The sequence below is a fragment of the Vibrio sp. McD22-P3 genome, assembly GCF_021568915.1.
Lineage (GTDB): Bacteria > Pseudomonadota > Gammaproteobacteria > Enterobacterales > Vibrionaceae > Vibrio > Vibrio mediterranei.
Genome location: NZ_JAKGTN010000023.1, coordinates 38,208 through 51,406, shown reverse-complemented (window position 1 = coordinate 51,406; position 13,199 = coordinate 38,208). Strand labels below are relative to the sequence as shown.

Annotated in this window: 14 protein-coding genes and 1 riboswitch; of the genes, 6 read left to right on the top strand and 8 right to left on the bottom strand. The window is 45.9% G+C overall.

Annotation, left to right across the window (positions count from 1 at the left end; genetic code table 11):
* Positions 1–12 precede the first annotated feature (12 nt).
* From rapZ to mgtE, 3 genes are all read left to right on the top strand, one after another.
* Positions 13–870 (top strand): RNase adapter RapZ, encoded by an 858-nt coding sequence (gene rapZ, locus L2W36_RS22355; protein WP_124940563.1) that lies wholly within the window; start codon positions 13–15, stop codon positions 868–870.
* 11 nt (positions 871–881) lie between these two features.
* A complete protein-coding gene (locus tag L2W36_RS22350) occupies positions 882–1,157 on the top strand; it encodes an HPr family phosphocarrier protein (RefSeq protein ID WP_006073260.1) in 276 nt (91 codons plus the stop codon).
* Positions 1,158–1,282: 125 nt separating this feature from the next.
* The gene (mgtE, locus tag L2W36_RS22345; protein WP_124940562.1) at positions 1,283–2,641 is read left to right on the top strand and encodes a magnesium transporter; all 1,359 of its coding nucleotides are present in this window, start codon (positions 1,283–1,285) and stop codon (positions 2,639–2,641) included.
* 57 nt (positions 2,642–2,698) lie between these two features.
* Here the strand turns inward: mgtE and pmbA are convergent, their stop codons facing one another.
* Positions 2,699–4,042 (bottom strand): metalloprotease PmbA, encoded by a 1,344-nt coding sequence (gene pmbA / locus L2W36_RS22340; RefSeq protein WP_006073258.1) that lies wholly within the window; start codon positions 4,040–4,042, stop codon positions 2,699–2,701.
* Between the two features lie 118 nt (positions 4,043–4,160).
* On the opposite strand from pmbA, the gene yjgA reads away from it, so the two are divergent.
* Positions 4,161–4,688, top strand: a complete 528-nt coding sequence (gene yjgA, locus L2W36_RS22335; protein ID WP_006073257.1) for a ribosome biogenesis factor YjgA — start codon at positions 4,161–4,163, stop codon at positions 4,686–4,688.
* A 63-nt stretch (positions 4,689–4,751) separates the two neighbouring features.
* Here yjgA and thiQ read toward each other — a convergent pair whose 3' ends face one another.
* The 5 genes from thiQ to mpl form a co-directional block, all read right to left on the bottom strand.
* Complete coding sequence (gene thiQ / locus L2W36_RS22330; RefSeq protein ID WP_236111650.1) at positions 4,752–5,456, bottom strand: thiamine ABC transporter ATP-binding protein; 705 nt, start codon at positions 5,454–5,456, stop codon at positions 4,752–4,754.
* Entirely contained in the window at positions 5,456–7,054 is a 1,599-nt protein-coding gene (gene thiP, locus L2W36_RS22325; RefSeq protein ID WP_236111656.1) for a thiamine/thiamine pyrophosphate ABC transporter permease, read from the bottom strand. Before thiP ends, thiQ begins: the two co-directional genes overlap by 1 nt.
* A 123-nt stretch (positions 7,055–7,177) precedes the next feature.
* Positions 7,178–8,176: a thiamine ABC transporter substrate binding subunit gene (gene thiB / locus L2W36_RS22320; protein ID WP_038167267.1), complete on the bottom strand. Its 999-nt coding sequence runs from the start codon at positions 8,174–8,176 to the stop codon at positions 7,178–7,180.
* Between the two features lie 54 nt (positions 8,177–8,230).
* Positions 8,231–8,337, bottom strand: a riboswitch (TPP riboswitch).
* 77 nt (positions 8,338–8,414) lie between these two features.
* Entirely contained in the window at positions 8,415–9,035 is a 621-nt protein-coding gene (locus L2W36_RS22315; RefSeq protein WP_236111649.1) for a flavin prenyltransferase UbiX, read from the bottom strand.
* On the bottom strand, positions 9,035–10,384 hold the full coding sequence (gene mpl / locus L2W36_RS22310) for a UDP-N-acetylmuramate:L-alanyl-gamma-D-glutamyl-meso-diaminopimelate ligase (protein ID WP_171390450.1): 1,350 nt from the start codon (positions 10,382–10,384) through the stop codon (positions 9,035–9,037). The genes L2W36_RS22315 and mpl overlap by 1 nt, the downstream gene beginning before the upstream one ends.
* A 282-nt stretch (positions 10,385–10,666) precedes the next feature.
* Between mpl and fbp the strand changes: the two genes are divergently transcribed.
* Positions 10,667–11,680, top strand: coding sequence for a class 1 fructose-bisphosphatase (fbp, locus tag L2W36_RS22305; RefSeq protein WP_236111648.1), 1,014 nt, complete (start codon positions 10,667–10,669; stop codon positions 11,678–11,680).
* Positions 11,681–11,811: 131 nt separating this feature from the next.
* Positions 11,812–12,342 carry an inorganic diphosphatase gene (gene ppa, locus L2W36_RS22300; protein WP_031494627.1) on the top strand — a complete coding sequence of 177 codons (531 nt, stop codon included), beginning with the start codon at positions 11,812–11,814 and terminating at the stop codon, positions 12,340–12,342.
* 68 nt (positions 12,343–12,410) lie between these two features.
* On the opposite strand, the gene L2W36_RS22295 is transcribed toward ppa, so the two are convergent.
* Both L2W36_RS22295 and L2W36_RS22290 read right to left on the bottom strand, forming a co-directional pair.
* On the bottom strand, positions 12,411–12,767 hold the full coding sequence (locus L2W36_RS22295) for a DUF2799 domain-containing protein (protein ID WP_124940556.1): 357 nt from the start codon (positions 12,765–12,767) through the stop codon (positions 12,411–12,413).
* 22 nt (positions 12,768–12,789) lie between these two features.
* Positions 12,790–13,059, bottom strand: coding sequence for a DUF2799 domain-containing protein (locus L2W36_RS22290; protein WP_236111647.1), 270 nt, complete (start codon positions 13,057–13,059; stop codon positions 12,790–12,792).
* Between the last annotated feature and the right edge of the window lie 140 nt (positions 13,060–13,199).

Below are 13,199 nucleotides of genomic sequence, written 5' to 3'. Positions count from 1 at the left end.
AGCTGAGAAAAAATGCGATTAGTCGTTGTAAGTGGACATTCAGGCGCAGGTAAAAGTGTGGCGTTGCGAGTGCTAGAAGATTCTGGTTACTACTGCGTTGATAACCTACCAATCGATTTACTAGAAGCCTTTGTGGATTCATCGAAAGATTCCCAACAAAGTGTTGCCGTCAGTATTGATATTCGTAACCTGCCTGACAACCTGAATAACTTAACCTCTAAGTTGAAACAATTGTCTAAACAACACGACGTCAAAGTGCTTTTCCTTGATGCGTCAAAGCCAGTGTTGTTAAAACGCTACAGTGAAACTCGTCGTATCCACCCTCTTTCTCAGCGTAAAGACAAACTGTCACTTGAACAGGCTATTGATGTAGAGCACACACTTCTCAAACCCATCAAAGAGCATGCTGACTACATCATTGATTCGAGTGAACAATCCATACACGACTTAAGCGAAGCTATTCGTTTTGAATTAGAAGGCCAAGAGAAGAAAGATCTTGTCATGGTTTTCCAATCGTTTGGGTTTAAATACGGTATGCCAAGTGATGCAGATTACGTATTTGATGTTCGTTTTCTCCCCAATCCACATTGGCAGCCAGAATTAAGACCTATGACTGGGTTAGATGCACCGATTAAGTCTTTCCTAGAAGCTTATCCTGACGTCATCGAGTTGAAACAACAAATTCAAGGCTTTGTTGAACGTTGGCTACCTCAACTGGAAAAGAACAATCGCAGCTATCTAACAGTCGCAATTGGTTGTACCGGCGGTAAACACCGCTCTGTTTATATCACTCAGCAGATTGGTGAATATTTTGCTCAGCTCGGCCATCAAGTAAAAATTCGTCACGCATCGCTAGAGAAAAACAACTAACAGGAATCCAAATGTCACTATCTCGCACTGTTCTCATTCAAAATCGTCTTGGTTTGCATGCTCGTGCTGCGGTCAAGTTAGTAGAATTAGCACAGAGCTTCGAGGCAACCGTGACGATTTGTAATCATGAACAGAAAGAAGCGACAGCAGATAGCGTGATGGGTCTTCTTATGCTCGAGTCTGCTCAAGGTGAGAACATCACCATTAAAGCGTCAGGAAACCAGGCTGAGGATGCTCTGCAAGCGGTATGCGAGTTGGTTGAACACCGTTTTGACGAAGACGAATAGATTCCGCACACTTTTCTGTTTTATTTCCACTCTCCGATAACTTCTTCGCGCCCTGTAGGTTACTTGAACCCAAAATTAAGCTACTATTCAGTACATTAAAAAGCAGTTGAGTGTAGGGGGCATCCATGGCGGAGCAAATAGAATTCGATCAAGCTCACCAAACCCTCCAAGAAGTTAGTGAAGCGCTAGAAAATGGCCGCTTCGTTTACGTAAGAAGACAACTTCAGGACATGGAGCCTGAAGATATTGCCCATCTTCTAGAAGCCTCTCCACGTAAAAGTCGTGAAGTCCTGTGGCAACTCACCGACCCTGAAGACTATGGTGAAATCCTTGATGAACTCAATGAGGACGTCAAAGATAGTCTAGTCTCCAAAATGGCGCCAGAAAAACTGGCTGAAGCAACGGAAGGCATGGACACCGATGACGTAGCTTATGTCCTACGTAGTCTGCCTGATACCGTATCGCGCGAAGTCCTGTCACAAATGGACACCGCAGACCGTTTGCGTGTCGAGACCGCCCTTTCTTACCCAGAAGATACCGCCGGCGGTATCATGAATACCGATGTAATCACTATTCGTGGCGATGTCGATGTCGATGTGGTTCTACGTTACCTGCGCATGAAAGGTGAGCTACCGGAAGCGACAGACGCACTGTATGTGATAGACGAAGAAGACATGCTGATTGGTCACCTTTCTTTGACCACACTTTTAACCACTCAGCCCGATGTCAAAGTCGTCGATGTCATGGACGATGCCGATGAGGCAATCCATGTTGAAACTAGCGATTCGGACGTTGCCTCGTTATTTGAACGACGCGACTGGGTCTCTGCCCCTGTTGTCGATAGCGAACACCACCTAGTCGGTCGTATCACCATCGATGACGTGGTCGATATTATCCGAGAAGACGCCGAACACTCAATGATGAGTATGGCGGGCATGGATGACGATGAAGATACCTTTGCGCCGGTTGTGAAATCTGCTCGTCGACGCAGTGTTTGGCTAGGCGCCAACGTACTTGCCGCTTTAGCAGCAGCATCTGTCTCCAATATGTTTGAGGCCACATTAGAGCAGATGGCAGCGATAGCAGTCTTGATGACTATTGTACCTTCCATGGGAGGGGTTGCAGGTAACCAAACCGTTGCCCTCGTAATCCGAGGCTTAGCTTTGGGTCATATCGGTGACAGTAACCGTCGAGAACTGCTACTCAAAGAAGCCGCCATCGGCTTTCTCAATGGTGTCCTCTGGGCTCTAATTATCGGTGGTATCGTAGTAGCTTGGAAAGGTGATTGGATGTTAGGCGGGATTATCTCTGCCGCCATGATGACCAATTTACTGGTTGCTGGCATTGCTGGCGTTACCATCCCTATTCTGCTCAAAAAAATGAATATCGACCCTGCCTTAGCGGGCGGAATGGCTCTTACGACCATTACCGATGTTGTTGGTCTTTCGGTCTTCTTAGGCTTAGCTACCATAATGATCAGCTAATGCTAGATACAAAAAGGGCGTAACCAGCAGGTTACGCCCTTTTTCTCTATTTGAGATTTACTCACCAGCGACTTTCATTGATTCCAACAGAATAGAGCCCGTTTGAATTTGTGAGCGCGTTTCAACATCACTGCCAACTGCTACAATTTGCTTGAACATTTGCGCCAGATTACCAGCAACGGTAATTTCCGAGACTGGGTATTGGATTTCTCCATTTTCGACCCAGAATCCTGCTGCACCGCGAGAGTAATCACCAGTCACGATATTTACCCCTTGCCCCATCACTTCGGTTACCAGCAGGCCAGTGCCAAGCGTTTTCAACATGGCATCAAAATCTTGCCCTGTCGACTTAACAAACCAGTTATGAATACCTCCAGCATGCCCTGTTGGCGTCATATTCAGTTTGCGCGCAGCGTAACTGGTCAGTAAGTAGGTCGCCAACTTACCGTCAGTGATAATATCTAAATCTTGAGTTGCCACACCTTCGTTATCAAACGGACTGGATGCTAAGCCTTTAAGTAGGTGAGGTTTTTCTTCAATAGCAAACCAATCTGGCAGAATCTGTTCACCCAGTTTATCTAGCAAGAATGACGACTTACGGTATAAATTACCGCCGCTAATCCCCATTACTAAGTGTCCCATGAGGCCAGTCGCAACATCGTTGGCAAAAAGCACTGGGTATTGACCCGTTTTGACTTTTCTAGGGTCTAGACGCTCAACTGTTTTGATAGCAGCCTTTTCTCCGACCGATTCTGGTGTCCACAAATCATCACGGTGACGAGCAAGGGTATAACTGTAATCACGCTCCATATCGCCATTTTGGCCTTGGCCAATGACGCTACAGCTAATGCTATGACGGCTAGACGCATAACCGGCCAACAGACCATGAGAGTTACCATAGACCTTAACGCCATAGTGGCTGTCGTAACTAGCACCATCACTCTGCTTTATTTTGTCACTGTAAGCTAATGCTGCTTTCTCAGCAGCAATCGCTTTTTGCGCAGCTACATCGGGATTTGGCTCATCTGGATGGAAGAGATCAAGGTCTGGGATATTCGTTACCAACAACTCTTTTGGAGCTGGCCCTGCAAATGGGTCTTCGGAGGTGTACTGGGCAATATCCAGTGCAGCAGCTACCGTTTGTGCAATGGCTTTTTCACTCAAATCAGAGGTTGAAGCACTGCCCTTACGCTGTCCACGGTATACCGTGATACCCAGCGCACCGTCACTATTAAACTCTACGTTTTCCACTTCACACATGCGCGTGGAGACGCTTAAGCCAGTGCTTTTAGTAATAGCGACCTCAGCGGCATCTGAATTTACTGAAGCCATATCCAGCGCTTTTGCAACAGCGGCTTCTAGCTCAGCTTGCTGCTGAGCAACTTGCTCTCTTACATCCATAATTCATCTAACTTTTATCGTTTAATTGAGACTAGAATAACAAGGTTTTCGCATTCTCCCCAGATTTCTTGCTAAAATAGCCAATATTCGTAATGAGATAGTGATATAGGCAGTAAACATGGCCCGCAAAAATCAGAAAGCGCCTTGGGAAGAGGAAGAAGAAATCATTTGGGTGAGCAGAACCGAAATGAAAAACGACATGGAAGAGTTGCAAAAACTCGGTGAAGAGTTAGTTGGACTAAAGCCTGCTGTGTTGGATAAGTTTCCTCTTAGTGAAGATCTGAGAGAAGCGGTCGCCGATGCCCAGCGCTTCAAGAACGAAGCTCGACGTCGCCAACTGCAATACATTGGTAAGCTGATGCGTACCGAAGACCCAGAGCCAATTCAAGCGGCTCTCGACCGTGTACGTAACAAGCACTCACAGTCTACTGCGGCACTTCACAAGCTTGAGCAACTGCGTGATCGTATTGTAGAACAAGGCGATGAGGCCATCGCGGATGCACTTGAGTTGTATCCAAACCTCGACCGTCAGCGTCTACGCCAACTTGCTCGTCAAGCCAACAAAGAAAAGAAAGCTGGAAAGCCTGCGAAAGCATTCCGTGAAATTTTCCAAGCACTTAAGCACGAAGAAGAACAAGAATTCTAACTTCAACGCTCAATTTAAGACCGTAAGGGCAGCGTAAGCTGCCTTTTTTATATCCGCAAAACGCTAATGCGCCGCTTTTACAAACCGCGCGAGCTCTTGATTGTCATGCTGCGCCGTCAACGCCGAGATGTCTCCTTCAGCAGTGATGATGCCATGACTAAGGTAGGCAAACCGGTTGGCAATGGCTTTGGCATCACTAAGGTGATGCGTCACCATAATAACTGTCGCTTGTTTTTCTTGAGCTAGAGAGTGAACAACCGACAGCATTTCTTTACGAAGTACCGGGTCTAACGCCGAAAACGGCTCGTCAAGTAGCCAAATCGGGTGAGGCAGAACAAAGCAACGAGCTAAAGCCACTCGCTGCCTCTGCCCACCGGAAAGCTCAGGCGGTAACCGTTGAATCTTATCAATAAGACCCACCTTGTCTGCCGCATCTCGCACTCGCAGTTGATCTTCTGCAGTTAGTTTTAGGGCTGGATTGAGTCCTAGAGCAATATTATCGAACACTGAAAGGTGCTCGAATAAGTTGTGCTCTTGAAACAACATTGATAAAGGCCGCTGATGCGGCTGCTTAGATTGAATCTCTTCATCATCGACAGATATCGTTCCCGATTCAGGCTGACAAAAACCCGCTATAAGCGCCAACAGTGTCGATTTACCTGCACCACTGGGGCCAATCAACGCCAACACATCACCTTTTTCTACTGAGATAGAAAACCGAAACCAATCACTGTGGTAGCGATAATCGACATGATCCATTGTTAACATTATGATTTCTCTCGCTCGTTCGCTACAGGCCCTAACAACGACTCCGTTAAGGTAAATACACCAATACTCAAAATAAACAGCACTAGGGATACTACAGCCGCTGCTTGCAGTTGATAGCTGCCCATCAGCTGATAGAGGTAAAGCGGTAAGGTATTAAAGTTCTGACTTCCAAATAGCGCGATAACGGTAAGATCGCCCATAGAAAGGACAAAACTAATCGAGAAAGCATGCAATATCGGTGCGCGGATTGCTCTCCATTCCATTAACCAAAATCGTCGAATGCCATGCAGTCCTAAACTTTGCCAAAGCAGGTGATATTGCTTGGCTAACCTCAACATTGGCTGATTAAGTGTTTTGATAACATACGGCAGCGCCATCAAAGCATTCACAACGACAACGATCCCAAACGCAAGACTAAACACATTGGTCATTCCGCGAAGCATTAGAAAAGTCGCTGTGCTCAATACCAACGCGGGTGTCACCAAAATAACCGTACCAACAAACTCCACGCCATCCGCACGGCCATAGTGAGACTTTATTCGTAACATTCGTGAACTACTCAATAGCACAATGCCAACCACTAACGCGATACTAGCAGCCATGATTGCCACTTGTAACGAGGTCATAACTGCCGACCAGAACTTGCTATCAGCAAGCACTGACCACAATTTCTCATTCAGTCCACTTGCAACAATGGCAATAAGTGGCGGAATGACCAGCATTAGGGTTGCCATGATCCAAAAGCTATCCCAGCACTTTTTCAACCATGAGTCTTGAGGTTGAATGGTTGGCATGTCGCTATAATTGGTTTTACCCTCCAAGTCTCGACTGAATTTGCCAATAAACAGCACCAGTAATGCGCAAATTAACATTTGCCATAATGCCAGAACCGCTCCGGTTTGTAGGTCAAAATCAAACTTGATCGCTTGATAAATCGCTAGTTCAATCGTAGTGGCTTTCGGACCGCTACCTAACGCCATGACGGTTGCAAAACTGGTAAAACACAACATGAAGACTAAGCCAATAACATGAGGTAAATGTGCTTTTAGTCGTGGCCACTCCACCAATCTAAAACACTGCCAGCTGTTCATTCCCAAGTGCAGTGCTAACTTGCGCTGCTCTAGTGGAACACTTTCTATCGTCACTAAAAGCAAACGAGTTGCAAAAGGCAAATTAAAGAATACGTGTGCCAGCAAAATGCCGTTTAAACCATAGAGGGAAAACGGCATAGAATCGTTCGAAGTAAGCCACCATTGAGCAATAACGCCTTGATTGCCATAAATGGCGACAATGCCAAACACACCAACCAGTACTGGCATCACCAAGGTGGTCGCAAACAATTTGAGCAACCATGATCTTCCCCAAAAATGGCGACGAGAAAACGCATGTGCCACTGGGATAGCAAGCCCTACACTTAGCAACGTTGATAGACTTGCTTGCCAAAAGCTAAATTTGGCTACGTGCTGATAGTATGGGTCCGTAAACAGCAGAGCAATATCAGTCATTGACGAGTAGGAAAGCAGTGTCCACAACGAAGCCAGCACATATATGGCAATGAGCAAAGCAATCACTAAACCTGATTTTGGTATTTGGGTCACAATAACCTCAATGGAGAAGTAGACACGATAACGATTCGTCACACCAGTGAAGCTCTGGTGCAGTATTGGCTTGCCCCTGCTTGTACAGGGGCGATAATCTATAGATTTTCTTAGATGCCAATACTACTTAATCAGCGCAGACTGCCACTCGCGAATCCAAGCCTTACGGTTATTCGCCACTTCATCTGGACTAAATGTCAGCGCCTCACTTGGAATGGTTAAGCTATCAAAACCTTCAGGCAGCTTGCTCTCAACAACAGGATACATCCAGTTGCCTGTAGGGATTTTTGATTGAAAGTCTTCTGAAACGATAAATTGCATAAATTCATCAGCTAACTTTTGCTTGTCACTGCTGGCCACTTTAGCCGCCACTTCCACCTGAGTGTAATGGCCTTCCGAAAAGTCTGCGGCTGCAAATCGCTTATCTTGCTCGGCAATAATATGGTAAGCCGGAGAGGTCGTGTAAGAGAGAACCAAGTCAGACTCTCCCTCGAGGAACATAGAGTACGCTTCCGACCAACCTTTGGTCACAGTTACGGTCTTTTTCGCTAGCTTTTGCCATGCCTCACTGGAGTCATCACCATAAACAGACTTCATCCAAAGTAAGAGTCCTTGACCCGGAGTTGAAGTGCGAGGATCTTGATAAATCACCTTAAGGTCATCACGTTGCTCAACCAACTCTTTCAGGCTTTTCGGTGGATTCTTTACCTTTTCTTTGTTGTAAACAAACGCAAAGTAACCGTAATCGAAAGGAACAAACACATCGTCACTCCAGCCGTTTGGTAACTCAAGCGCAGAAAGATCAGCATTGTGTTTAGCCAACAAGCCAGAGGCTTTAGCTTCACTCATTAAGTTATTATCGAGGCCAAGTACGACATCGGCTTGGGAGCTGGAGCCTTCTAGACGCAGGCGGTTTAGAATCGAGACACCATCATCTAGTGCAACAAAGTTGAGATCGCATCCACATTTAGCTTCAAATGCTTTTTCAATCGCTGGACCAGGGCCCCAATCTGAAGCAAACGAATCATAGGTATAAACGGTAAGTGTGTTCGCCGCAGCGAGTTGAGAGGCACTTAGAAGTGTCGTTGCCAAAGCAAGTTTAGCGAGTTGATGTACTTTCACTGGTTCTATCCTTAGATATATATTTTTATATTATATGATCCAGAAAAAGCCTCCATAGAACGGAGTTCTCATCCCTACGCCAGCATTATCTGGATCAGGTATACGGGTGTCAGGTATTACCTTCTCTCAGCACCACTGCTAGTGCACCCCGTGAGTCACAACCTTTAGAAAGCGAATTGTAACCTTTTCGTCATAGATTCGCCAAATCTATCCCTAAACTTGTTTGATTGATGTGGATTTATCGCTGGTCGTAGCCCCAGCGAGGCACGAGAGTTTGGTCGATACTCATATGGTCAAGCACACGAGCCACAATAAAGTCGACTAAATCCTCAATAGATTCTGGCTGATGATAAAAACCAGGCGCAGCTGGCATGATGGTCACGCCCATTTGCGAAAGTTTGTGCATGTTTTCTAGATGTATGGTTGAAAATGGCGTTTCGCGTACCACTAAGAGAAGTTGACCACGCTCTTTCATTACCACGTCAGCGGCACGTTCAATTAAATTGTCCGACATCCCATGAGCAATCGCAGCCACACTGCCAGCCGAACATGGGCAGACGATCATCTGTTTGGGCGCTGCCGACCCGGAAGCCACTGGTGAAAACCAATCTTCTTTACCACACACTACCAGCTTATCTGGCGAGCAATTCAGTTTTTGTACTAGTGCTTTGTGCGCGGCATCCGGACCGCTCGGCAGTTTAATATTATGTTCAGTCGCCAACACCACTCTCGCAGCGGAAGAGATCAATAAGTACACGGTATAATCTTGAGCTAACAAACACTCAAGGAGGCGCATCCCATAAGGAGCGCCAGATGCACCAGTAAATGCCAGCGTGATCGCTTTCTCTACGGGTTTCATTACGCTAATGCCTCTAATAATTTTTGATGAATACCACCAAAGCCACCATTGCTCATCACCAGAATTTGATCGCCTGGTTGAGCCTGTTCAACAATGGCCTGCACCAGTTCATCAATAGAGTCACTGACTTTGGCTGGTTGCGAGCATGAGTGAGCTATCTCTTCTACTGACCAATCAATATTGTCGGGTTGGAATAAGAACACCGCATCGGCTTGAGTGAGCGATTGCGCTAATGTCTCTTTGTGCACGCCGCGTTTCATGGTGGCACTGCGTGGCTCTAAAACAGCTAGGATTCGCTGCTTGCCGACCTTGTTACGTAAACCGCCTAAAGTCAGTTCAATTGCCGTTGGATGATGGGCAAAATCATCGTATACCGTGACTTGATTCACTTCGCCCTTCAGCTCCAAGCGTCGCTTGGTATTGATAAACTTGCCTAATGCTTCGCACGCAAGATCCGGAGTCACGCCAACATGCCTTGCTCCAGCAATAGCCATCAGGGCGTTATCGACATTATGGTCCCCCACTAGCTCCCACTTAACTTCCCCGACTTTGCTGCCATGTAGGTACACTTCAAAATGCGAACCATCACGCTTTAACTTGTTAGCATGCCAATCCGCATTCTCTCCCGTGTGTTCCACTTCACTCCAACACCCTCTTCCTAGTACGTCACCCAACGCCTTATCTTTACGTGGAGCAAGGATGCGGCCGTTTCCAGGAACAGTGCGAACTAAATGATGAAATTGTCGTTTGATGGCTTCAAGATCGTCAAAAATATCCGCATGATCGAACTCAAGATTGTTCATAATGAGAGTGCGTGGATGGTAGTGAACGAACTTAGAACGTTTGTCAAAAAAAGCACTGTCATACTCATCCGCTTCCACCACGAAAAACATAGATTCACCCAAACGAGCTGACTGACCGAAGTTGCCTAATACCCCACCGACTAAGAAACCCGGTTGATAACCACAATCTTCAAGAATCCAACTTAACATACTGGATGTGGTAGTTTTTCCATGAGTCCCTGAAACAGCCAGCACCCAGCGATCATGCAAAAGAAACTCTTGTAACCACTGTGGGCCAGAAGTGTATTTCAGATTATGGTTAAGCACGTACTCAACGCAAGGGTTGCCACGACTCATCGCATTCCCAATGACGACAAGGTCTGGAGCAGGATCGAGCTGAGCTGGGTCAAACCCTTCGATAATCTCTATGCCTTCCGACTCCAATAATGTGCTCATTGGTGGATAAACGTTAGCATCACTGCCTGTAACTCGGTGTCCCAACTGCTGGGCCAATACCGCAGCGCCTCCCATGAAGGTACCGCAAATACCCAGAATATGAATGTGCATAGTTCGCTCTCTTAACTCTTTGCGTCTAATTTTACGCTATTGTCGCTATATATACCCAAAGCGTGCGTCAAAAGCGAGAAAGTTAGCGGTTAGGGAAATAAATGTGACATTCATCATACAAAACGGAGCGTGTCAGGGTTACTTCATTACCATTAAAAAGTTCTGCCACCTACAATACACATGTGTGTTGATGAATACCCCCAATAAACGCAATCGTTTGGTTGCCACATTTCTCTCACACACTACCCCCAAGAAAATAAGCAGAAAAGTTAAGGATATAACATGTCTGAAATGCGCACCCTTGGCGAATTCATTGTTGAGAAACAAACTGATTTCCCCCACGCTAGCGGTGATTTATCTTCCCTTTTGTCTTCGATTCGACTCGCTGCAAAAATCGTAAACCGAGAAATTAACAAGGCTGGCCTTGCTGATATTACTGGTTCTGTAGGTTCTGAAAACGTTCAAGGTGAAGCCCAACAAAAACTAGATGTCTATGCCAACGACAAATTTAAAGCCGCTTTGGAAGCGCGTGACCAAGTTTGTGGCGTTGCCAGTGAAGAGGAAGATGAGGCAGTAGCCTTTAACAAAGAGCTCAACAAAAATGCCAAATACGTTGTACTAATGGACCCACTTGATGGTTCATCGAACATTGATGTCAATGTATCAGTAGGTACCATCTTCTCTATCTATCGTCGCGTTTCACCGGTTGGGACTCCTCCGACTCAAGAAGACTTCCTACAACCGGGCAACAAGCAAGTTGCAGCGGGCTATGTAGTGTACGGCTCGTCGACTATGTTGGTTTATACCACGGGTAAAGGCGTAAACGGATTTACTTACGACCCATCGATCGGTACCTTCTGCCTATCTCATGAAAATATGATGATCCCTAAAGATGGCACCATCTATTCTATTAACGAGGGCAACTATATTCGCTTCCCTATGGGTGTGAAAAAGTATATCAAGTACTGCCAAGAGAATGTGCCAGAAGAGAAGCGTCCATACACGTCTCGCTACATTGGCTCCTTGGTATCTGACTTCCACCGCAACCTGCTTAAGGGCGGCATCTACTTGTACCCAAGCACGCAAAGTCACCCAAATGGTAAACTGCGCCTACTGTATGAGTGCAACCCAATGGCTTTCATCATGGAGCAAGCAGGCGGCTTAGCATCGGATGGCACTCAACGTATCATGGATATCAAGCCTACCGAGCTTCACCAGCGAGTCCCATTCTTCGTCGGCTCAAGCCGAATGGTTGAAAAAGTCGAGTCTTTCCTAGAAGAATATAAAGACCAATAACTTCGAAGTGCCTCTCAATAGAGGCACTTTTTGTTTTAAAACTAACCAAGTATACTCTTTGTAAACGATTCGTGTTTCAGCCCTCTATTTCCTCCTTAAAGGAATAATGAATACAGAAAAGGAAAGTCAAAATGAGCTTAAACAATGTCCCTGCAGGTAAATCATTACCTGATGATATCTATGTAGTGATTGAAATCCCGGCTAACGCCGATCCAATTAAGTACGAAGTCGACAAAGACTCTGGTGCTGTTTTCGTTGACCGCTTTATGTCAGCACCTATGTTCTACCCATGTAACTATGGTTACGTAAACGAAACGCTTTCTCTTGACGGTGATCCGGTTGACGTGTTGGTACCGACACCTTATCCGTTAATGCCTGGTTCAGTAATTCGTTGCCGTCCAGTAGGCGTACTTAAGATGACCGACGAATCTGGTGAAGATGCAAAAGTCTTTGCCGTACCTCATAGCAAGCTTTCTAAAGAGTACGACCACATTCAAGATGTAGGTGATATCCCAGAGCTACTCAAAGCTCAGATCACGCAGTTCTTTGAGCGCTATAAAGAACTCGAAGCGGGTAAGTGGGTCAAAGTCGATGGCTGGGCCGATGTTCAAGCGGCAAGAGAAGAGATTGAAACTTCCTTTGAGCGCGCTAAGTCGAAATAACGCTCGCTGAATACATGAAAAAGCTCTCTAAATTAGAGAGCTTTTTGCTTGGGCTTAGAGTAAAGGAGCTAATAGCCGTAGCGGCCACGAGAAGCTTTGCCATTGTTATACCAGGTTCGAAAAGTTGGTTTGATATCATCACAGATGCCACGATACATTTCCCCCCGCTTTCCCAGAATGCTTGGGTCTTGTTGACAGTATGCGATACGACCTTCCTCATAGCCGTTAGAATAGGCCTGGTATAAATCTTCCGTGAAATCTATGGTAGTTGAAGATTGTAACTGTTGAACTGACAGTTTCTCATACCCTATAAGAGCTTGCTCCTGACCGTACTGCTGCCAGTCTTGAGGCATAACAGAAGTAAGAGAAATTTGTTGAGCACAACCCGACATGATTAGTAAGCCAATGATGAATAACAGCCTCATACGATCCCCCCAGCACTAATTGCTAGCGCTTAGCGCGAGCATTTTTACCACGCCAATACTCATCGAGATACATTCGGTCTACATCGTTACAAATACCGTAATAGATTTTACCATTTCGCCCTAGGACAAACGGATCTTGTTTACAGTATTCACTCTTACCTTCTTGATATCCTTTGAGATACGCTTTGTATTGACTAGCTGTGACGTCAGGCACTTTAGAGCGTAGCTTCGTTTCAGGTTCAACAATATAGCCCTTAAACGCCCATTGCTCGCCAAACTGTTGCCAGCTCATATCACTCTTGTCAGTGGGAGGCTGTAGTTGGACACAACCCGCTAACAGCCCTCCAATTATTAACAACAACCAAGGCCTCATATTACCCTCTCTATTCCGCTTTTTACTTCATAAGTATACGAGAAAAAGCGCGAATCGAT